The 20,801-nt window shown below is 62.0% G+C and carries 24 protein-coding genes; 3 read left to right on the top strand and 21 right to left on the bottom strand.

Translation table 11 applies throughout. The features are described 5' to 3' along the window. Nucleotides 1–17: 17 nt before the first annotated feature. The 7 genes from EFB14_RS31235 to EFB14_RS31205 form a co-directional block, all read right to left on the bottom strand. Nucleotides 18–548, bottom strand: a complete 531-nt coding sequence (locus EFB14_RS31235) for a tyrosine phosphatase family protein (protein WP_126830557.1) — start codon at nt 546–548, stop codon at nt 18–20. Beyond that, nucleotides 545–1,153 (bottom strand): HD domain-containing protein, encoded by a 609-nt coding sequence (locus EFB14_RS31230; RefSeq protein ID WP_126830555.1) that lies wholly within the window; start codon nt 1,151–1,153, stop codon nt 545–547. Before EFB14_RS31230 ends, EFB14_RS31235 begins: the two co-directional genes overlap by 4 nt. Further along, nucleotides 1,150–2,013: a CAF17-like 4Fe-4S cluster assembly/insertion protein YgfZ gene (gene ygfZ, locus EFB14_RS31225; RefSeq protein WP_126830553.1), complete on the bottom strand. Its 864-nt coding sequence runs from the start codon at nt 2,011–2,013 to the stop codon at nt 1,150–1,152. Before ygfZ ends, EFB14_RS31230 begins: the two co-directional genes overlap by 4 nt. Before the next feature lie 98 nt (nt 2,014–2,111). Next, complete coding sequence (locus EFB14_RS31220; protein WP_126830551.1) at nt 2,112–2,870, bottom strand: hypothetical protein; 759 nt, start codon at nt 2,868–2,870, stop codon at nt 2,112–2,114. 18 nt (nt 2,871–2,888) lie between these two features. Continuing rightward, nucleotides 2,889–3,146 (bottom strand): hypothetical protein, encoded by a 258-nt coding sequence (locus EFB14_RS31215; protein WP_020920882.1) that lies wholly within the window; start codon nt 3,144–3,146, stop codon nt 2,889–2,891. A 103-nt stretch (nt 3,147–3,249) separates the two neighbouring features. Further along, nucleotides 3,250–3,672 (bottom strand): TIGR02301 family protein, encoded by a 423-nt coding sequence (locus tag EFB14_RS31210; RefSeq protein ID WP_126830549.1) that lies wholly within the window; start codon nt 3,670–3,672, stop codon nt 3,250–3,252. A 59-nt stretch (nt 3,673–3,731) separates the two neighbouring features. After that, nucleotides 3,732–4,148 (bottom strand): NUDIX hydrolase, encoded by a 417-nt coding sequence (locus tag EFB14_RS31205; protein ID WP_126830586.1) that lies wholly within the window; start codon nt 4,146–4,148, stop codon nt 3,732–3,734. Between the two features lie 119 nt (nt 4,149–4,267). Here EFB14_RS31205 and EFB14_RS31200 point away from each other — a divergent pair, with 119 nt between their 5' ends. Together EFB14_RS31200 and EFB14_RS31195 are read left to right on the top strand one after the other, a co-directional pair. After that, nucleotides 4,268–4,588 (top strand): YnfA family protein, encoded by a 321-nt coding sequence (locus EFB14_RS31200; RefSeq protein WP_125846802.1) that lies wholly within the window; start codon nt 4,268–4,270, stop codon nt 4,586–4,588. 41 nt (nt 4,589–4,629) lie between these two features. After that, entirely contained in the window at nt 4,630–5,394 is a 765-nt protein-coding gene (locus tag EFB14_RS31195) for an SOS response-associated peptidase (RefSeq protein WP_126830547.1), read from the top strand. A gap of 282 nt (nt 5,395–5,676) precedes the next feature. On the opposite strand, the gene EFB14_RS33145 is transcribed toward EFB14_RS31195, so the two are convergent. From EFB14_RS33145 to EFB14_RS31175, 5 genes are all read right to left on the bottom strand, one after another. Further along, nucleotides 5,677–5,823 carry a hypothetical protein gene (locus EFB14_RS33145; protein ID WP_164737619.1) on the bottom strand — a complete coding sequence of 49 codons (147 nt, stop codon included), beginning with the start codon at nt 5,821–5,823 and terminating at the stop codon, nt 5,677–5,679. A gap of 191 nt (nt 5,824–6,014) precedes the next feature. Next, entirely contained in the window at nt 6,015–6,860 is an 846-nt protein-coding gene (gene pssA, locus EFB14_RS31190; protein ID WP_126830545.1) for a CDP-diacylglycerol--serine O-phosphatidyltransferase, read from the bottom strand. Between the two features lie 10 nt (nt 6,861–6,870). Next, nucleotides 6,871–7,569 (bottom strand): phosphatidylserine decarboxylase, encoded by a 699-nt coding sequence (locus tag EFB14_RS31185; RefSeq protein WP_126830543.1) that lies wholly within the window; start codon nt 7,567–7,569, stop codon nt 6,871–6,873. A 137-nt stretch (nt 7,570–7,706) separates the two neighbouring features. Next, nucleotides 7,707–9,584, bottom strand: coding sequence for an ABCB family ABC transporter ATP-binding protein/permease (locus tag EFB14_RS31180; RefSeq protein ID WP_126830541.1), 1,878 nt, complete (start codon nt 9,582–9,584; stop codon nt 7,707–7,709). A 213-nt stretch (nt 9,585–9,797) separates the two neighbouring features. Then, nucleotides 9,798–11,804 (bottom strand): LysM peptidoglycan-binding domain-containing protein, encoded by a 2,007-nt coding sequence (locus EFB14_RS31175; RefSeq protein ID WP_126830539.1) that lies wholly within the window; start codon nt 11,802–11,804, stop codon nt 9,798–9,800. A gap of 155 nt (nt 11,805–11,959) precedes the next feature. On the opposite strand from EFB14_RS31175, the gene EFB14_RS31170 reads away from it, so the two are divergent. Continuing rightward, a complete protein-coding gene (locus EFB14_RS31170; RefSeq protein WP_125846808.1) occupies nt 11,960–12,583 on the top strand; it encodes an LOG family protein in 624 nt (207 codons plus the stop codon). A gap of 23 nt (nt 12,584–12,606) precedes the next feature. Here the strand turns inward: EFB14_RS31170 and rarD are convergent, their stop codons facing one another. The 9 genes from rarD to EFB14_RS31120 all read right to left on the bottom strand — a co-directional run bounded on the left by rarD (nt 12,607) and on the right by EFB14_RS31120 (nt 20,746). Further along, nucleotides 12,607–13,521, bottom strand: coding sequence for an EamA family transporter RarD (gene rarD, locus EFB14_RS31165; protein ID WP_126830537.1), 915 nt, complete (start codon nt 13,519–13,521; stop codon nt 12,607–12,609). Between the two features lie 173 nt (nt 13,522–13,694). Further along, nucleotides 13,695–15,308, bottom strand: coding sequence for a citramalate synthase (gene cimA / locus EFB14_RS31160; protein WP_126830535.1), 1,614 nt, complete (start codon nt 15,306–15,308; stop codon nt 13,695–13,697). Nucleotides 15,309–15,373: 65 nt separating this feature from the next. Next, a complete protein-coding gene (gene pip / locus EFB14_RS31155) occupies nt 15,374–16,336 on the bottom strand; it encodes a prolyl aminopeptidase (RefSeq protein WP_126830533.1) in 963 nt (320 codons plus the stop codon). Next, complete coding sequence (locus tag EFB14_RS31150) at nt 16,333–16,809, bottom strand: GFA family protein (RefSeq protein ID WP_126830531.1); 477 nt, start codon at nt 16,807–16,809, stop codon at nt 16,333–16,335. Before EFB14_RS31150 ends, pip begins: the two co-directional genes overlap by 4 nt. After that, nucleotides 16,806–17,294 (bottom strand): GFA family protein, encoded by a 489-nt coding sequence (locus tag EFB14_RS31145; protein ID WP_126830529.1) that lies wholly within the window; start codon nt 17,292–17,294, stop codon nt 16,806–16,808. The genes EFB14_RS31150 and EFB14_RS31145 overlap by 4 nt, the downstream gene beginning before the upstream one ends. Further along, nucleotides 17,291–17,767, bottom strand: a complete 477-nt coding sequence (locus tag EFB14_RS31140) for a GFA family protein (RefSeq protein ID WP_126830584.1) — start codon at nt 17,765–17,767, stop codon at nt 17,291–17,293. Before EFB14_RS31140 ends, EFB14_RS31145 begins: the two co-directional genes overlap by 4 nt. Then, nucleotides 17,767–18,135, bottom strand: coding sequence for an endonuclease domain-containing protein (locus EFB14_RS31135; protein WP_126830527.1), 369 nt, complete (start codon nt 18,133–18,135; stop codon nt 17,767–17,769). The genes EFB14_RS31140 and EFB14_RS31135 overlap by 1 nt, the downstream gene beginning before the upstream one ends. Nucleotides 18,136–18,367: 232 nt before the next feature. Beyond that, nucleotides 18,368–19,759, bottom strand: coding sequence for a cysteine--tRNA ligase (gene cysS / locus EFB14_RS31125; protein ID WP_126830525.1), 1,392 nt, complete (start codon nt 19,757–19,759; stop codon nt 18,368–18,370). Between the two features lie 246 nt (nt 19,760–20,005). Continuing rightward, nucleotides 20,006–20,746, bottom strand: coding sequence for an SDR family NAD(P)-dependent oxidoreductase (locus tag EFB14_RS31120; RefSeq protein ID WP_126830523.1), 741 nt, complete (start codon nt 20,744–20,746; stop codon nt 20,006–20,008). Nucleotides 20,747–20,801 lie beyond the last annotated feature (55 nt).

Raw genomic sequence — 20,801 nt, 5'->3', positions numbered from 1 at the left:
AGCGGGTGGCAGCGGTGTCAGCCGTGCGCAACATCCCGAATCGCGAGGACGAAAGGTGCGTTGCCATCGGCGTCCGCACCGCGCCCGATCGCCCGCACAGCCGCAACCAGCCGGCCGCCGCGGCCGAGCAGGGCGTCGCCGATCTCGATGAGGCGAGTATTCGGTGTCGCGAAAGGCGAGGCGGCCCTCAGCCGTTGCGCAAGTGCTTCCTCGCTCTGATCCGGTGCGAGTGAAAGTGCCGCGATCAGGGCCGCTGCCGGCGACCGCGACACGCCCATCCAGCAATGAATGAGCAGCGGCGTGTCCTGCCGCCACGACGCGACAAAGTCGATAATCCCGCGCACATGGGTTTCATCAGGCGCCACGAGGCCGCCGGTGCCCTTGAAGGCGATATCGTTCATTGCCAACGTCAGATGACGGTCGGCCGCGATCACGCCCGGCCGGTGGAAGGCCTGCTCTTTGGCGATCAGGCTGATCATGTCGCGCGCTTTATGGCGCACCGCCATTTCGGCAATGCGCGACAGCGGCGAGACGACGATGAAGGTCACGATTCCATCCTCCGCTCGGCCTCGATCGCCGCGAAGCGTTCGCAGAACAGCCGCTGCGCTTCCACGGCGGGCAGGGGCTGGATCATCAGCATGTCCTTGTTGATGCCGCGCGGCTGGCCGAAGAATTTCTGCGCCTCGGCGGGCGTGAAGCCGGCGAGCACGGTGGCCTCAAAATAGGCGGCGATCGTGTCGGCCTTCTTGATCCGCTCCTTGAGATCGCGTGAGGGATGCGGCGGCAGGCCGAAGCGTAAGTGCACGGCGGCTTCCAGCCGCGTTTCCACCGTCTTGTAACCGCCACCCACCACCGATTTGAACGGCGAAATCATATCGCCGATCACATATTCAGGCGCGTCGTGCAGCAGCGCCATCAGGCATTCGTCCGGCCGGGGGCCGTTGAAGCGGCGGAAAATATCCTCGACGACGAGACTGTGCTGCGCCACTGAAAAAGCATGATCGCCGGAGGTCTGGCCGTTCCAGCGCGCAACGCGCGCAAGCCCATGGGCGATGTCGGCGAGTTCGACATCGAGCGGCGATGGGTCGAGCAGGTCGAGCCTGCGCCCGGACAGCATCCGTTGCCAGGCACGCGGTGCTTTCTCCGGTGTCACGCGCTGGCCTCGTCGGCGCTGGTAGGAAAGGCAAGGCCGGACCATCCCGGCAGGGTGAGGGAAACGGGAGTTTCGCCGGCCAGCAAAGGCGTACCGGCCGCCATCGCCGCGCCGGCGCGGTCGATGCGAACGATCGCCAGTCCGCTGCCGCCTTCGACCGAACCCAGCGTTCCCACAGGTTTGCCGGCGGCCGTGATCTCAGTTCCCGTCGCCGGCAGGGCCGTTGCGCAGGATACAGTGACGACGCGCCGGCGTGCGGTGCCTCGGTGCTGCATCCGCGAGACGACCTCCTGGCCGACATAGCAACCCTTCCTGAAGGAGAGTCCGCCGTTCAGGTCCATCAGCACGTCATGCGGAAAGGCGTCCTGCAGGGCAAAATCCGGTCCCGATGTCACGATGCCGAGGCTGATGCGCAGCGCGTCGTAGAGCGTCTCCGCGTCGCCGCCGTGCCTTCCCGCCCGACGGGTTAGCGTAACGCCTGCCTTGACGAAGCGACTGTCCCGGACGCCTTGCTTGCCCGCGGCATCTTGGGCACCATCGGCCTCATTGCCCCAGGAAACGGTGACACCCTCTTCGGCAAGCGGCGCAACGGTAACGGTGGCACGCAGTTTGTACATCGTCAGCCGTTTCAGCAGGCCGTCGCGCTGACCGGCATCCGTTTCGATCGTGTAGCCGTCGCCGTACTGCCAGATCATGAAGTCGAACAGGATCTTGCCTTGCGGCGTCAGCAGTGCTCCGGGCCGTGCCACGCCGGGCTCAAGCGAAACGATATCGGTGGTGATCAGGTTCTGCAGGAAGGATTGAGCTTCCGTACCGCTGACAATGAGTAATGAGCGGTCTTTCAGGAATACGTCTGGCATGGCGGAACCTGTCGCGTTGGTTATCGCTCAGAGGTATGTCTTTGCAAGATGGATCGCAAGCGCCATGCAGCAAGCAAAAGGCGCAAGCGAGGTAGGCGTCAGTCGCCGGCGGTGAAGAACTTCCATTTGCCGTCGGGCGTGATGCCGAGGCGGTAGAAATTATATCCACCGAATTCCTGCATGTCGGAGAGATCGCCGGCCGTGACGATGCGCAGCAGCTCGACACGTTCGGGCGGCGTCAGCGATTTCAGATCCTTCTCGGCAAAATAGGGCCAGACATACATGTCGTCTGCTGTCCCCTGGCCGACATGCACGAAGCCGGTCGAGACGATGTCGAGCATGATCGCAAGGATCTCGTCTCCATCGGGATCGCCGGAGAGATCCTTGAGCGTGCCGATCGGATCGTCGGTCGGCTCGCCCACGGTCACCTGCGTCTGGTCAGTGCCGGTGCCCATTAGCGGCCGCAGCCTTTCGAGATCGCCGGAGGCGGCCGCTTCGACGATCTGCTCGCGCATCTTGCGAACCGGTTCGGGCGCCTTGCTGATGTCGTAGATGACCTCGACGGGCTTGGAATTATTCTCCTCAGCACCCGGTGTCTTGTCGACGCTCTGGTTGTTCTGGCTCTTGACCAGCGGATCGGCCATGGGAACGTTGGGTGTTGCGCCGCCCTGCGGCTGGCTCTGCCCTTGAGCGCTTCCCGGAGCTGCGGGGGCGTCGTTGGCCTGGCCGGGGATCTTGTGCAGTTCGGAAAGCGCGTAGGCTGCCGGCGCCAGGAAAACATTGCCAGCGGCGAGGCTGAACGCAAGCAGCACCGGCGCGAGCGGAATTCGCGAAACTTTCTCTTTACCGGTGCGCATCGAACTCTCTGATATCGGTTATTGCAGGGTGCGGTTGGCGGAGAATTCGCCGGCAAGCATGCGGTCGCGCAACGAATCAAGCAGGGCTTCGGCGCTGTTTTCCCCATGCAATCTGATTGTCTCGCGCAGCGCATGCGCAATGGCGGCATCGGCGATGATTTCAGGCTCGATTCCGTCGGCCATTCCGTCGGCCCAAGCCTCGTTCTGGTACTCCAGAGCCGCCTGCATCTTTTCGTGGACGATCATGTCGTCGATGTCGTTGAGGCTTGCTTCCATTGGTTTTTCCTCAGAACTTCTCATGTCTTACTGCACCGTTAACAACACTAACAGCCTTTTCCCAAAACGACACGTCCGCATGCGAAAACAGGTTAATTAAACGTCAATTTCCAAAGCGCGAGGTAATTTCTGTGGCGAGTGTTGCACCTTCGTTACGGTAGCGCTCTTCTGCCACGATGGCCGCTGCGGTGCAATCCGTATAGACCGAAGCAAAGGCGCGATAGCCGCGATTGAAGGCTGCAGTGAGCTTTTCCTTGCGCTGTGGCTCGTTGTTAGTCTCCGAATCGAGCAGTTGCTGCATGCCCTTTCGCCACTCGTCACCATCAGGCGCCTTGCAGAGTGTCCTCAGATAATGAACCGAGCCCAGCACCTCGGCGAACCGCGCCAGCTTGTCGTCATAAGGCACGATCACAGCAGGAGGCGGCGCAGTTTCCTCTACCGGCGCGGGCGGCGCATTCTTGCCTTGCGCCAGCGTAGGGCCGGCCAGGACGAGCAGGGACAGGAAAACGCGCCGAACGGGAATCATGCCTCCTAGTTGATACGTTGAGCATGACTGCAACAAGGCGCCCTTTCAAATTTCCACTTCTATTCGCCGTTCGCCGTTCGCTCCGCGCATTCGAGCACGCTCTGCGGCACCGGCAGCCGCCGGATTTCCTCCACCGTGTACCAGCCGAGGGCGGCTGCATCGTCGGCAGCTTGCGCGACTGCATCCCTATCCGCATCGACGCGAAAGACTGACAGCAGGAAATGGCTGCTGACGCTGCCGTCGGCGGTGTGGGTCTTCAGGTCATATGTCGAAAACAGGCGCGGATTGCGCACCGAGATACCGGTTTCCTCGTAGAATTCCCGTAGCGCCGTCTGCTCCGGCGTTTCGCCCGGCTCGGCGCGCCCGCCGGGAAAGGCATACATGTCGGCGGAAGGCGGATTGCGCCGCAACACCAGAAGGAATCGTCCGTCGCGTTCGAGAATGGCGGAGGAGGCGGCTTTGGCGGTGAAGGTCATGACGTTGCTCTTGCTTTGATCGCCCATCCTATCCGATGAGCCGATATTTGCATGCCGCGGCGGCTTGGCTTCCCCAGTTTTCGTGAGGATAGTTACGGCGGGATTCGAAAGGTGCTTCCGTGACCTACCTCATCTACGCCTTCGCAGCCGTTTTCGAGATCGCCGGCTGCTTCGCCTTCTGGGCGTGGCTGAAGCTTGAAAAGCCGATCGGGTGGCTGGCGCCGGGCATGGTGTCGCTCGCGCTTTTTGCCTGGCTTCTGACGCTGGTGCCGAGCGAGGCCGCCGGCCGCACTTACGCCGCCTATGGCGGCATTTACATCCTCGCTTCGCTGCTTTGGCTCTGGCTGGTCGAAGCCCGCGTGCCGGACCGTTACGATGTCGGCGGCGCGCTGATCTGCCTTGCCGGCGCCAGCGTCATCCTCTTTGGGCCGAGAGGCTGAGTCGTCTTGACCGGAGGTAAGCCGGATGCAAAGACAGGCGGATGTGTGGACGTTTCGCCCTGACAAGCTCCAGCGCCGACGTGAGCGAGGTCTTCTCCGGTCTCGATCTCGACGACTTTCCGGCGCGCTACAACATCGCGCCGACGCAGCCGATCCTCGTCGTCATTTCGGGCGAGGGCAGGGAGCGAGGCAGCAACGTTGCCGACCGTCGCGCCGTGCTCGTGCGCTGGGGGTTGACGCCCGCCTGGGTCAAGGACCCGCAGGAATTCCCGCTGCTGATCAACGCCCGCGCCGAGACGGCGATCGGCAAGGCCTCCTTCCGTGCGGCCATGCGCCATCGCCGCGTGCTGATTCCCGCTTCCGGCTTCTATGAATGGCATCGTCCCTCCAAGGAAAGCGGCGAGCGGCCACAGGCCTACTGGATCAGGCCGCGCCGCGGCGGGGTTGTCGCCTTTGCCGGGCTGATGGAGACATGGGCCTCGGCCGACGGCTCCGAGGTCGATACCGGCGCGATCCTGACGACTGCAGCCAATGCCGGCATTTCAGCGATCCACGATCGCATGCCCGTCGTCATCAAGCCGGAGGATTTCACGCGCTGGCTCGATTGCAAGACGCAGGAGCCGCGCGAGGTGGCTGACATGATGCAGCCCGTCGAGGAGGATTTCTTCGAGGCGATACCGGTCTCCGACAAGGTCAACAAGGTGGCCAATATGGGAGCTGACCTGCAGGCGCCGGTCGTCATCGAAAAGCCGCCAAAGGCACCCGAAAAGCAAAGGCCCGATGACGGCCAGCTCAGCTTCTTTTGAAACTGTATCCGCCGCACTCGGCGCCGTATCGGCTTCGTTCCTAATGTTCTTCGAGGATAGGTTGGGGACGGCGGGTTGCTGCAATCGCTCTTCGCCAGACCCGCCGCGTGGCGGGTTGGGACGGCATGATCGGCATCGCCATGAGGCTTCCGGTGATAAGTCCCGTCATTTCTTCGTCAGCGGTGCCTAACGCATGTCACCCAAAAGCACTTTTGTTTTGGATGACGAGATGCATCGAGCCGGACTCGAAGTGCACGTGATTCCGGCTTGAAGCGCAACGCTTCAAGCGGACTTCTTGACGCTTCCCGGCTTGTTCTTTGCCATCAACGATGCTGCGGCAACAGCCTTCAAACCGACCGGGCGGTAGTTGGCGGCGAGATCAGGCTTGGACACCTGCTGTTCGCCGGTACTGCTCTTCTTCGAGGTCACGATACTCTCCTTACGTGGTTCTTCCCTAGGTATTTTATAATTTGTTGTTTCGTCGCAGATAGCGTCAAAACAGAGACGCGTCCCATCAGGATTTGTAAACGCGCACCATAATTCGCGAGGCTTAACTGAAGCCTACGTTGGTTAATACTTACTGAAGAAAGTTTAAGCAGAGCCTTTCCGGGGGTGAGGCTCTAGATATGCCGGCCGATATCGTCGTCGCCGACGCCGGGTTCCTCGATCGTCAGCGTCCCGTATTTTCGACGCCATCTCCGCGCGCCGAAGGGGAGCGATATGAGGTAGGCGGCGACCGTAAAGACCATCACCTCCCAGGTGTAGCTCATCAGCAGAGCCACGTAGAGCACGACGCCGAGCATCATCGGCAGCACGAGATCGCGCCGCAGCCGATTGCCTTCCGACTTGCCCGACCAGACCGGCAGCCGGCTGATCAGCAGGAAGGCGATAAGGACGATATAGATCGACGAGAAATAGGCGAAGGTGCGGTCGGTCTCGAGCCCGAGAAAGCCGAGATAGACCGGCAGCAGCACCAGCATGGCGCCGGCCGGCGCCGGCACGCCGACGAAATATTCCGACTGCCAGCTCGCCTTGTTCTCTCGCTCGGCCATAACGTTGAAGCGGGCAAGGCGAAGCCCGGCGGCGATCGCATAGATCAGCGCGGCGATCCAGCCGAGCGAGCGCGCCTGGTCGAGCGCGAAGACATAGACGACGAGGGCGGGTGCCACGCCGAAATTGACGATGTCGGCGAGCGAATCCATCTGTGCGCCGAACTTTGAGGTCGCCTTCATCAGCCGCGCTACGCGCCCGTCGATGCCGTCGAGGAAGGCGGCGAGCAGCACCATGGCGACAGCGAGCTCGTAACGGTTCTCGAAAGCCAGCCGGATGCCGGTCAGCCCGGCGCAGATTGCCAGAATGGTGATGAGATTTGGAACGACAAGCCGGAGCGGGATTTCGCGCAGCCGCGGGCCGCGGGCGGAATCATCAGGTCCATTGGGCTCGAAGGGCGGAAAGGGCGTTTCCATATCGGCGTTCCTAGCTGCGGCGGCTGATGACGGGACCCTTGGCCGAGGCGAATTCGGCGATGACAGTTTCTCCCGCAACCGCCGTCTGGCCGAGCGAGACGCGCGGCGCGGCACCTGCCGGCAGGAATACGTCGAGCCGCGAGCCGAAACGGATCAGCCCGAAGCGCTCGCCGGCATCCAGCGGTTCGTTCGCATTGGCCCAGCAGAGGATACGCCGCGCGACGAGGCCGGCGATCTGGACGACACCGATCTGTCCGTGGCGGGTTTCGATCACCAGACCGTTGCGCTCATTGTCCTCGCTTGCCTTGTCGAGCTCAGCATTGACGAAGCTGCCGGAGCGGTAATTGATGCTGACGATGCGCCCACGCATCGGCGCCCGGTTTACATGGCAATTGAAGACGTTCATGAAGACCGAGATGCGCAGCATCGGCTCGGAACCGAGGTTGAGCTCGGCCGGCGGAGTGACCATCTGGATCGCTGAGACCTTGCCGTCGGCTGGAGAGATCACCAGATCGTCGTCCTGTGGGGTCACGCGTTCCGGATCACGGAAGAAATAGGCGCACCAGAGCGTGAAGATCATGCCGATCCAGAAGAGCGGCTTGAAGATCCAGCCCAAGACCAGCGATGCGAGGAAGAAGGCGGCGACGAAGGGATAACCCTCCTTATGCACGGGGACGATCGTGTTGCGAACCGTGTTGAACAGGCTCATGGCTGCCGGTCTCCTTGCGTTGTCGTTTTTTGCTGGTTAGCGAAAAACCGTCCCCGGGGCAATGCCGTCGCCCCGGCCCTGGTTCCCGCGCCGGGGTTCTGAACAACAAAAGCCCGTGCTGCCTTCGGCCTTCCCACTCAGTTTGCCGGGGCAAGCCGCGTAATCACGCCCATATCGTCGCTTTCGCGCACCTGCTTCAGGTGTTCCTCTGCCTGTGTCGCCTCGCGCTGGCGGTTCCACATCGAGGCATAGAGGCCGTTCTTTTCGAGAAGGACGGCATGTGTTCCGCGCTCGGCGATCTCGCCGCTTTTCAGCACGATGATCTCATCGGCGCCGATGACCGTCGAAAGTCGGTGGGCAATAACAAGCGTCGTGCGGTTCTTCGAAACCACGTCGAGTGCTGTCTGGATTTCCCGTTCCGTCGTCGTGTCGAGCGCCGATGTCGCTTCGTCGAGGATCAGGATCGGCGGTGCCTTGAGGATGGTGCGGGCGATCGCCACACGCTGCTTCTCGCCGCCCGAAAGCTTCAGCCCGCGCTCGCCGACCTTCGTTTCGAACCCTTCGGGCAGCATCTCGATGAAATGCGCGATCTGCGCCACTTCGGCCGCCGCAAAGACCTCGCCGTCGCTCGCCGATGTGCGGCCGTAGCGGATGTTATAGGCGACCGTGTCGTTGAAGAGCACGGTATCCTGCGGCACCATGCCGATGGCTGTCCGCAGGCTCTTCTGCGTCACTGCGCGGATATCCTGGCCGTCGACGGTGATCGCACCGCTCTGGATATCGTAGAAACGATAGAGCAGGCGCGACAGCGTCGATTTACCCGCACCCGACGGGCCGACGACGGCGACAGTCTTGCCGGCCGGCACCTCGAAGGAGATGCCCTTCAGAATCGGACGGGCTGGATCATAAGAGAAGTGCACATCCTTGAAGGAGATCGCGCCCTGGCCGATCCGAAGCTCGGCCGCGTCAGGCGCGTCCTTGACCTCGGCCTTTACTTCCAGAAGGTCGAACATCTGCTCGATGTCGGTCAGCCCCTGGCGGATTTCGCGATAGACAAAACCGATGAAATTGAGCGGCACGGAAAGCTGCAGCAGCATCGAATTGACGAAGACGAAATCGCCGACCGTCTGCTCGCCGCGCTGAACGGCCATCGCCGACAGCACCAGCATGATGGTCGTGCCGATGCCGAAGATGACGCCTTGGCCGAAGTTCAGCCAGCCGAGCGAGGTCCAGACCTCGGTCGCCGCCTTCTCGTAGCGTTCCATCGATTTGTCGAAGCGCTTGGCCTCCATCTCCTCATTGCCGAAATATTTGACGGTCTCGAAATTGAGGAGGGAGTCGATCGCCTTGGTGTTGGCATCGGTATCGCTGTCGTTCATCGACCTGCGGATGGCGATGCGCCAGTCGGATGCGCGGATCGTGAACCAGATATAGGCCCAGACCGTGAAGGCGGTGACGGCGAGATAGGAGAAGCCGTAGCCCCACCAGAAAATCACTGCCGTCAGCAGGAATTCGATGACTGTCGGGACCGTATTGAGGATCGTGAAGCGCACGATCGTCTCGATGCCCTTGGTGCCGCGCTCAATGATGCGCGAGAGACCGCCGGTCTTGCGCTCCAGATGGAAGCGCAGCGACAGTTCATGCATGTGCACGAAGGTCTTGAAGGCCAGCTGGCGCACCGCATGTTGCCCGACGCTGGCAAAAAGCGCGTCGCGCAGCTGATTGAGGCCGAGCTGGATCAGCCGGGTGACGTTATAGGCGATGACAAGCGCGATGGCGCCGGCAAGGAGCGGCGGCACGGTGCCGGCGAGATCCATCCTGCCGTTCAGCGCATCGGTCGACCATTTGAAGAAATAGGGAACGAGCAGCAGCACGAACTTCGAGATCAGCAGGTAGACCGAGGCCCAGACGACGCGCATCTTGAGATCGGCTCGACCGGCCGGCCACATATAGGGCCAGAGATTGAGAAGCGTCCGCAGCAGGTGGGATTCAGAGACTGTCTTGCCGTTTGCCATGGGTGTCTCCAGCCCGGATGAAACTTGCCGCGGTTGCGGCGCTTCGATGCCGTCAAAAGCACGAGCTCGGAACGTGCCCGAAAGCGCTTCCCGCAACCCGCAGGTGCCATCGCCAGATAGGGTGCCGGATCGACGAATACAACAGTTGCGGGGTTGAGGAAAAGAGAAGCCGGGCGGTTATGCCGCCCGGCCTCGTCATGCTGTCTTTGAAGCCTAGAGGTGCTGGCCGGAAAGGCGCTTGCGGTGCAGCTCTTCGGCGTTCGGCAGCGCATCCTTCGGCAGGCCGAAGATCTGGCCAGGGCGGATGCGATCCGGATCGACGATCTTGTCCTCGTTGGCGATGTAGATCGTCGTATAGCGAACGCCGAGGCCATAGGTGCGGCGCGAAATCTGCCACAGCGTGTCGCCGCGGCGAATGATGACCGCCGCGTTGTTTGCCGTCAGCGGCGCTTGTTCGATCGTCTTCGGCTCGTTGCTGGCCGCCTCATTTGCAGCCGGTGCGGCCGGCGCAGGTGTCGCGGTGAGTTCGGCAATGATTGAGCCGAGTTGGTCGAGCGCAGCGCCGACCGATTTCGCATCCTTGGGCAGGCCCTGGATCAGTTTCAGCGCTTTAGCGGCGGTCTGCGAGGCCGAGCCGGAGGCTTGCTTGAAGGCGTCGGAGGCATCGACTGCCGGGCGGAAGTCCGCGACCGAGCGCAGCGCGAATTCTGTTGCCGAGCGCGCTGCCGCAAGCTGTTCGGCGCCGGGTTGCTTACCGTCGGCAAACAGCCCCTTCAGCAGACCGAAGGCCTTGCCGGCCTCGGCCTTGCGTTTGCCGAGCTCCCCTTCGTCGAGCGGCACCAGCGAAGAGCCGCTGCTTGCCTCGGCTGGAACGGATTGCGCGGCAACCCTTATCTGATCGCCCGCCGGGCGGTTGAAGTTCACCGAAGCGCGCACGATCACCTTGCCGGCGGGATCGACGACATCGACGCGGATCTTGTGGTCGCCGACCGAGAGCGCCACGACGCCGTCGATGACGAAATGGCCGTCGGAGCCGGCCGTGTCCTGGCCGACGAGGCTGTCGTCGGCATAACCGATGACCTTGGCGTTGGAGCGCGTTGTTCCGGCAATGAAGATCTTGTTGCCTTCGATCTCGACGGCATTGACCATCACATCGGGCGCGACTGTCTTGTCGGCCGGGGTATTGGCGCTGCCCGAGGAGGCATCGGGCAGGCCTGGCGTCTGCAGCGCCAGTTCGCCGGTCGGGGCAGGGGTTGCGGTAGGCGCAGCCGCGGATTCGCCTGTCGCCGGCTTGTCCGCAGGCGATGATGCCGGATTGGAGGCATCGGCGACTTCGGTTCCGCCCTTCGGCGCGGTGATGATGCGGCTCGCCGCGCCCGGTTTGGAAACCATGGCGAGCAGGTTGGCGCCATTGCCGTCCTTCGGCACTGAAATAGTCGCGACCTCTTCGGAAAGCGTGCTCTTGCCGTCCTTGCCGGTAAACTTGAGCACAAGCTGGTGGTCGCCCGCCGGAAGCGGATCGTCGAGCACGGCAGCGAAATCGCCGCTCGCATCGACATTGGCCGTGGTCACCACCTTTTCGCCGTCGAGCACCTCGAGCTTGCCGTTCGGTTCGGCTGAGCCGGCAATCACGGTCGAGCCGTCGGGCTCGACGCGCAGCACGTCGAAGGCGGGAAGTTTCGGGCCGGCATCCTTCGCCGCTGCGGCAGGTTCGGGCGCGCCGGTCAGCGCGGTCTCGGCCTTGGCGATCGCAGCAAGCGCATCGGCGACATTCTCAGGCAGCGACTGCACGATGGCGAGCGCCTTGGACGCGCCGTCCTTGGCCTTCGCGGCAAGGGTCTGGGTGGCGGGATCGAGCCCCTCGGGGATTGCGAAATCGGCTAGCGTCTTCAACGCGCCGACTGCTTTGGTCTTGGAGGCGGTGAGCACATCCGCAGCCGGTCCCTTGCCGTCGGCAAACAGTGTCCTGAGCTCGCTGAGGGAAGTGCCCGCACCGGCGGTGAGGCGGCCCACCTGATCGGCAACCGCAGCCGAGTCGGCGGAACGCGATGTCTTTGCCGACTCATTAACCGTGTTCTTGAGGTCCGTGCTCGCCTGGTTGATGGCGTCGCCGACTTTGGTTGCATCCCCGCCGATGCGCGGCATGACGAAAAACACCATCAGTAAGATTGCGATTACGAGCACTGCAAGGGCCAGCAAGCCGGCACGGTTCTTCATCATTATGTCTCCCAAGGCGGCAATTTGCCGTAGTAACCAAAATTGCTAGCGATTCCCGTTGCTTTCCACAAGCATTCAAAGCAATTAGGCAAGCTAGGCACGCTGCTTTTCAGTCAATTTTCTTGACTGCATTGAAATGGAATAGTTGTTTTGCCCTCATGACCGAACAATCTGTATCGATTCGATCCATCTGCGTTTACTGCGGCTCCAGACCGGGACGCGATCCTTCGCACATGGCAGCCGGGCGTGCTCTCGGAAGAGAGATCGCCGAATACGGCCTGCGCCTCGTCTATGGCGGGGGAACCAAAGGCATCATGGGCGCGGTTGCCAGCGGGACGCTTTCAGGCGGCGGTCAGGTCACGGGCATCATTCCCGAGTTCCTGATCGATATGGAAGCGACTCGCCACTCGCTCGGTCAGCTGAACGAACTTATTGTAACCCCTGACATGCACGCGCGCAAACACACGATGTTCGAGCGCTCCGATGCCTTCGTAGCACTACCCGGCGGCATCGGCACGCTGGAGGAGATCGTCGAGATCATGACCTGGGCGCAGCTCGGCCGCCATGAGAAGCCGATGGTTTTTGCCAACATCAACGGCTTCTGGGATCCGATGATGGAACTGATGCGCCATATGACCGATGAAGGCTTCCTGCACACCGCCCACCGGGTGCAGCCGCTTATCGTCGACGAGGTCTCCGGCATCATTCCGGCGATTATGGCCCAGGCGGCCCAGCTCGCCGCCGACCGCGACGGCGAGGACGAGGTGATTTCGAAGATGTAGGTGGGCTGGTGACGCCCGCGGCTTCAGCGCCCGCGGCTTGTCCGCAGCATTGACCAGCTATAGAGGAACAGCCCCGCCCAGATCAGCGGGAAGGCGATCATGCGCGCTGTGCCGAGCGGCTCGTGGAAGGCGAAGACGGCGATCAAGAAGATCATCGTCGGCGCGATATACTGCATGATGCCGATCGTCGAGAGCTTCAGAAGCTTGGCGCCGTTTGCGTAGATCATCAGCGGCACGGCGGTGATGAGGCCGCAGCCGAGCAGCAAGGCCGTGTCGGCAAAGCCGGTGCGATAGAGATGGCCCTGGCCGCTGCCGAATTCGAGATAGAGGATGTAGAGGAGGGCCGGTCCGCTGAGGAGCAGCACTTCGAGGAAGAAGCCCTGGTTCGGCCCGAGCGGCAGCGTCTTGCGGAACAGGGCGTAGAAACCCCAGGAGATCGCCAGCGTCAGCGCCACCCACGGAATGCCGCCGCTATCGAATGCGAGAACGACGACGGCGAGCGCTGCAAGCGCGATCGCCGCGATTTGCAACGGCTGCAGCTTCTCCTTCAGGAGAACCGATCCCAGGAAGATGCTGAACAGCGGATTGATGAAATAGCCGAGTGCCGCATCGAGCGAATGGCCGGCGCCGATCGCCCAGACGTAGGTGCCCCAGTTGACGGTGATCAGCGATGCCGTCAGCGCCGCCATCGCCAGCATACGCGGCGAGCGGAGTGCTGCGCGGATATCTCCAGTGCGTCCGAGCACGATCAGCACGATGCCAGCCAGCGGCAGCGACCAGACGATGCGGTGCGCAATCACCTCGGCCGGCGAAATATGCGCCAACGCCTTCATGTAGATCGGCAGGAAGCCCCAGAGCAGATAGGCCGTGAGCGCGAAGGCGAAACCGCGCGGACTGTCTTCGTTCTTAGCCAACGGAACGGATGCATCGGTCGACATCGAGTGTTTCCATCTTTGTTCTTCTTCTGATCCGGCCTAGCTTAAGCGCCGTGAATAGGCCAATTCATTTCGTTGAATGAAGGGTGAGAGGATCTGAAGCAGAACGAGGCGATGGACGGAGGATGGCGACAAAGGTCGGCATCACCCTCCCACGCGGAACCGGCGGAACAGACTTATTCCGCCGCGATCTTGCCCGCCAGCTGCCGGTTCTTCATCAGCTTGTAGATGACCGAATCCATCAGCGCCTGGAACGAAGCATCGATGATGTTCTCCGAGACGCCGACCGTCCACCAGCGCACACCGTCGCTGTCGGTGGATTCGATCAGCACGCGGGTGATCGCCTCCGTGCCGCCATTGAGGATACGCACCTTGAAATCGGCGAGCACCAGATCGTCGATTTCATGCTGATACTTGCCGAAATCCTTGCGCAGCGCGAGGTCGAGCGCGTTGACCGGGCCTTCGGCATCGGCAACCGACATCAGCGTCTGGCCGTCGATGGTGATCTTGACCACCGCCTCGGAGACGATCTTCACACGGCCAAGACTGTCGAAGCGGCGCTCGATCATCACGCGAAAGCCTTCGATGATGAAGAATTCCGGGATCGTGCCGAGCGTGCGGCGCGCCAGGAGCTCGAAGCTCGCATCCGCGCCCTCGTAGGCATAACCGATCGATTCACGTTCCTTGACGATTGAGATCAGCAGATCGAGCTTCGGATCGTCCTTGGCAACGATGATGCCGCGCCGCTTCAGCGCATTGATGAAATTCGCCTTGCCACCCTGGTCTGACACCATGACCTTGCGGAAATTGCCGACACTTTCGGGCGGCACGTGTTCATAGGTGCGCGGGTCCTTGATCAGCGCAGAGGCGTGGATGCCGGCCTTTGTGGCAAAGGCGGAGGCCCCGACATAAGGCATCTGGTGGTCCGGCGAGCGGTTGAGCAGCTCGTCGAAGGCATGCGAGAGCCGGGTGAGGTTGAGCAGCCGCTCCTCGTCGATCGCCGTTTCGAAACGTGTATTGTAGGCGCTCTTCAGCGCCAGGGTCGGGATCAGCGTCACCAGATTGGCATTGCCGCAGCGCTCGCCGATACCGTTCAGCGTGCCCTGGATCTGCCTGGCGCCGGCTTCGACGGCAGCGAGCGAGTTGGCGACCGCCTGGCCGGTATCGTTATGGGCATGAATACCAAGACAGCGGCCGGGAACGCCCGCGGCGATCACCGCCTCGACGATGGCGCGCACCTCGGGCGGCTGCGCGCCGCCATTGGTGTCGCAGAGCACGACCCAGCGCGCGCCGCTCTCATACGCCGTCTTGGCGCAGGCGAGCGCATAGGCCGGATTGGCTTTGAAACCGTCGAAGAAATGCTCGCAATCGACGATCGCCTCCTTGCCTGCGCCGCCCGCCGCCTTGACGCTTTCGGCGATGCATTCGAGGTTTTCCTCGTTGGTGCAGCCGAGCGCCACTGCGACATGATAGTCCCAGCTCTTGGCGACGAAACAGATGGCGTCGCTTTTTGCCTGCAGCAGCCCGGCAATGCCGGGATCGTTGGAGACCGAAACGCCCGCCCGCTTCGTCATGCCGAAGGCGACGAAGGCCGCCTGGCTGGTGCGCTTCTCGCTGAAGAAGGCGGTATCCGTCGGATTGGCGCCGGGATATCCGCCCTCGACATAGTCGATGCCGAACTCGTCCAGCATGGCGGCGATCGCAATCTTGTCCTCGACGGAGAAGTCGATGCCGGGCGTCTGCTGCCCGTCCCGGAGCGTCGTGTCGAAGAGGTAGATGCGTTCTTTCATGTCGTTTCCTCCCGCCAAGCGGGTTGTTATGGAGTGCGGATGAGGGGCTGCCCCGACACCAACAATCAGTCTTGCTTCCCGGCAAACTTGTCCGTCGCCCGGATCAGTTGGTCGAGGATCCCGGGCTCCGAATAGGCATGGCCCGCACCTTCGATCAGGTGAAACTCCGCCTTCGGCCAGGCCTTGTGCAGCAGCCAGGCGTATTTTGCCGGGCAGGGCATGTCGTAGCGGCCATGCACGATGACGCCTGGAATATCCTTGAGCCTGCCGGCATCGCGGATCAGCTGCCCTTCGTCCATCCAGCCGGCATTGACGAAGAAATGGTTTTCGATGCGCGCGAATGCGTAGGCGAATTCCGGCTCCTCGAACTTGCCGCTCGTGGAAGGTTCCGGCAGAAGCGTGATCGTTTCGCCCTCCCAGATGCTCCAGGCCTGCGCGGCCTCCAGGCGCACATTTCTGTCCTCGTGCGTCAGGCGGCGATGATAGGCATGCATCATCTCATGCCGCTCATCCGGCGGAATGGGAGCGATGAAGCGCTCCCACTTATCGGGAAACATTTCCGAGACGCCGAACTGATAATACCAGTCGAGCTCGGCTTTGGTCAGCGTATAGATGCCGCGCAGGATGAGCTCGGACACGCGCTCCGGATGCGTCTCGGCATAGGCAAGCGCGAGCGTCGAACCCCAGGAGCCGCCGAACACCTGCCATGTGTCGACGCCGGCCATTTCACGCAGTCGCTCTATGTCGGCGACGAGGTGCCAAGTCGTGTTGGCGTCGAGCTCCGCATGCGGCGTCGACTTGCCGCAGCCGCGCTGGTCGAAGAGCATGACATCGTAAAGAGCGGGATCGAAAAGTCGGCGATGCGCCGGCGAGATGCCGCCGCCCGGGCCGCCATGCAGGAAGACGGCGGGCTTGGCGCCCGGCGTTCCCGAGCGCTCCCAATAGATCACGTGACCATCGCCGACATCGAGATGGCCGGAGGCATAGGGTTCGATTTCAGGATAGAGCGTGCGTAGCACTTCAGTCATATCTTCACGCCTTTTGCGGGCCAGACGGCGGTATCGTGATCGGGATGCTGGAAGGAGATGATCGCCTCCTGCCGGGAGTAGAAATCCGGGTCCTTGTGAACAGGAGCCTCGAAGATCGTCTCGACCCAGGGCAGGCGGGCATCGTAGTTGACCTGGATCTGCGGTGCGAGATCGCTGCGATCGTCGAATGTGCCGATCGCAAGCTCCAGTCCGCCCGGATGACGGTAGGTCATCGGCGTGCCGCAATCCCTGCAAAAGCCACGCTCGATATTGACGGAGGACTGGAAATAGCTCGGCTCGCCGCGCGTCCATTCCATCCCTTCCTCGGGTGCGGTGACGAGCGCCGAGAAGAAGCCGCCGAACTGCTTCTGGCACATGCGGCAATGGCAGATCGACGGCCGCCCGAGCTTGCCCGATATGCGGAAGCGCACGGCGCCGCATTGGCAGCCGCCTGTTCTTATCTTATCCGTCATGGGCTTTCTCCGAGTGGCCAGCTTTTCGTGTCGTGATTCGGGTGCTGATGATTGCTTGCCGCGATCGCGTTCTCGCGGTCGGGCGTTTCAGGCTCGGCCTCCACCGGCAGCCCGTCGAGGGCGTGGAACCAGGACATCTTGCGTCCGGTGTTGGATTGTATTACGGGCCGGACCGCATCGGGATCATCCAGTGAGCCAAGGGTGATGTTGATGAAGTCCGTTTCCGGAATATCGTAGAACAGCGGCGTGCCGCAATCGCCGCAGAAGCCGCGCCGCACCAGATCCGATGAATTGAACCATTTGGGTTCGCCGCGCGTCAGTTCGAAATCTTTCCGCATGGCCGCTGCCAGCGGCAGAAAATAGTTGCCGGCGGCCTTCTGGCACATGCGGCAATGGCAAATATGAGGATAGCCGAGTTCGCCGCTGGCCCGATAGCGAACCGCGCCGCACTGGCATCCGCCCGTCTGTGCTGCTGTCTCCGTCACGCGCGATCCTCCGGCGGCCAGACCGGCGTATCGTGGTCGGGATGCTGATAGGAAACGAGTTCGTGCAGGAAGGAGCCTGCAGTCAGATCCGCCTCGGTTCGCTCTCCAGGCAACTCGTGCAGATGATCGACAAAGCCGATCTTGCCTTCCACGCCCCACTGGATGGTGGGCGGCAGTTGCGACGGATCGTCAAAGGCGCCCGCGGCAACCGCCATTCCATCCGGCGCCTCATAGGTCAGCGGCGTGCCGCAGTCACCGCAGAAACCGCGCTCGACGAAATTGGAGGATCGGAATTTCTTGCGTTGGCCCCGTGTCCATTCGAATTCCATCCCGCGCACGGAAACCAGCGGCGCGTAGTACGCGCCGAACGCCTTCTGGCACATGCGGCAATGACAGATCGATGAATCCGATGGCGTCCCTCGCGCCCGAAACCGGATCGCCCCGCATTGGCAGCCGCCGGTGTAGGTATTCATCATGGCAGATCCTTTCCGATTGTTCGGATGATATGGCTGCACACGTTGTCGATATCGCGCAGGATGTCGTCGTTCCAGAAGCGCAGAACAGTCCAGCCGTCTGCCTGGAGACGTCGAGTCCTGATGTCGTCATAGGAGACGTTCGCAGCAAGCGCGTGCTGCGAGCCGTCTATTTCGACAACAAGGCGATGGGCGGGGCAAACGAAATCGACGATGTAGCCGGCAATAGGCATCTGTCGGCGGAAGCCGAGACCCATCAAGCGATGAGCACGAAGCTCGTTCCAGAGTTTCAGTTCAGCATCGGTCATGGCTTTGCGCATACGCTTGGCATTTGCCCGCCGTAGCGGGGGAACTGGTGTATGCGACACGTCTTGCCTCTCGCTCCGGGCAACACCCCCCTCTGCCCTGCCGGGCATCTCCCCCACAAGGGGGGAGATCGGCAAGATGCGCCAGCTTCCCGAAATCTTTATCGCGCGCCAAGTGGCTTCGGCCACTTTTGATCTTTGATCAAGACGAGCGGACGCCCCCAGCCAATCTCCCCCCTTGTGGGGGAGATGCCCGGCAGGGCAGAGGGGGGTATGTCTCGCCGCCGAACCCATCCTACCGCTTAACCTCCCACGTCGTCACACGCTCGCCCGTCACCGCATCCTTTCCGTCCTTCAGCTGGATGCCTTTCGCCGTCAGTTCGTCACGGATCTTGTCGGCCTCGGTGAAGTTCTTCGCCTTCAGCATTTCGAGACGCATGGCGACTAGCGCATCGACTGCTGACGCGACGGCCGCGTCGATTTCCGTCTTCTTCGGCAAGAGACCCAGGAGGGCGGCCGTTGCGGCAAATGTCGCGCCGGCGGCGGGATCCGTATGGGCTGCTTGCGCCAGCGCATGCAATGCCTGCACCGCCGCGACCGTGTTGAGGTCGTCGGCGAGAGCAGTCAGCACGGCCTCGTCGGGCTTGGCATCGCCGGCTTCGGTCACCGGCCATTTGGCGAGCAGACGTTCGGCCTCTTCCAGTCGCTTGATCGAAAAATCGATCGGCTCGCGGTAATGCGTCATCAGCATCGCCAGACGCAGCACCTCGCCCGGCCATTTGCGGCCGCCGAAAGTCTGCGTGTGCAGCAGATCATAGATGGTGACGAAATTGCCCTCGGATTTCGACATCTTGCGGCCTTCGACCTGCACGAAGCCGTTATGCATCCAGACATTCGCCATCACCTCGGTGCCGTGGGCGCAACGCGACTGGGCGATCTCGTTTTCATGATGCGGGAAGATCAGGTCCAGCCCACCGCCGTGAATGTCGAAGATATCGCCGAGATAGCGCTGGCTCATCGCGGAGCATTCGATATGCCAGCCGGGTCGGCCGCGGCCCCAGGGGCTCTCCCAGCCGGGCTCGTTGTGGCTCGACAGTTTCCAGAGCACGAAATCGCCAGGGTTCTTCTTGTGCGCATCGACGGCGACGCGGGCGCCGGCCTGCTGCTCGTCGAGCGGGCGTTTCGAAAGCTGGCCGTAATCGGCCATGGATTTGGTGTCGAACAGCACTTCGCCTGATGCGACATAGGCATGGCCGTTACCGATCAGCTTCTCGATGATCTCGATCATCTGCTCGATATTGTCGGTGGCGCGCGGTTCGACATTCGGCTCGAGGCAACCGAGTTCGGCGACATCGGCGTGAAACTGCGTCTCGGTCTTCTCCGTCACCGCACGAATCGCTTCGTTGAGCGGCAGGCCCGGATGGTCCCTCAGCGCCCGCGCATTGATCTTATCGTCGACGTCTGTGATGTTGCGGGCATAGATGACATGCTGTTCGCCATAGATATGACGCAGCAGGCGGAACAGCACATCGAAGACGATGACCGGTCGGGCATTGCCAATATGGGCGTAATCGTAGACCGTCGGGCCGCACACATACATGCGGACGTTTTCGGCATCGATCGGCTTAAAGACCGATTTCTCCCGCGTCAGCGTATTGTACAGCTTCAGTTCCGGCGTGCCGCCCATTTCACTCTCCTAAAATGCATATGCAGAAAAATACCACCACCGGCAGGCCGGGGCGTTTCGCATCTTGGACATTTGGGAGACGAAAACGGCCAGGCCAGCTTTGGGCTAGCGAATAATCTTCCGGCAAATAATGCAGGTAACCGTTTTCATGACGCGTTTTATGGCGCGGGATCGAGGTTTGGTCAAGGGAGTTGCTGAGCCATTTCCAACATTGCCGTTCGCGTCAAAGAAACGTCGGAAAGTCGCTCAAGCCGGCAGCCGATAATCCACCAGCTTGTTCTCGCGCACGATGAACAGCTTGCCGGTCTCGGTCACACCCGGGCCGAGCAGCGGGAGGATCGCCTTCGCGACTTCGGAAGGATGCGGCAGCGTCATCGGGTCTTCGCCCGGCACAGCCTGCGCCCGAATGGCGGTGCGTGTGGCGCCCGGATCGACGCTGGTGATGCGCAGCGGCGTCGATTGGGTCTCGCCGGCCCAAGTGCGTGCCAGCGCTTCAACAGCGGCCTTGGAAGCCGAATAGGCGCTCCAGAAGGGGCGGCACTTGTGGGCGGCGCCCGACGACATGATGACGGCGCGGCCGGCATCAGAACGGGTCAGCAGCGGATCGACCGAGCGGATGAGACGCCAGGTGGCATTCACATTGATGTTCATCACCTTTTCGAAGACCTTCGCCTCGATATGGCCGATCGGCGAGATGACGCCGAGCACGCCGGCATTGGCAACGAGAATATCGAGCTTGCCCCAGCGCTCGAAGATCGAGCCGCCGAGACGGTCGATTGCCTCCATGTCGGCGAGATCGAAGGGAACCAGCGTCGCTGAGCCGCCAATGGCTTTGATGGCATCGTCCAGCTCTTCCAGGCCACCAACGGTGCGAGCGCAGGCAATCACATGCGCGCCGGCCTTGGCGAGTTCGAGGGCCGTGAAATAGCCGATGCCGCGCGATGCGCCGGTGACCAGCGCGATCTTGCCTTCAAGATTGATGTTCATCTGTCCCGGTTCCGGATGTGCTTGGAAAGGTGAGGGGCGCAATAGGCCCCTCACA

Origin of the sequence: Rhizobium fabae (genome assembly GCF_003985135.1) — a bacterium.
Classification (GTDB): Bacteria; Pseudomonadota; Alphaproteobacteria; order Rhizobiales; family Rhizobiaceae; genus Rhizobium; species Rhizobium pisi.
This window is presented reverse-complemented; position numbering and strand designations above follow the sequence as displayed.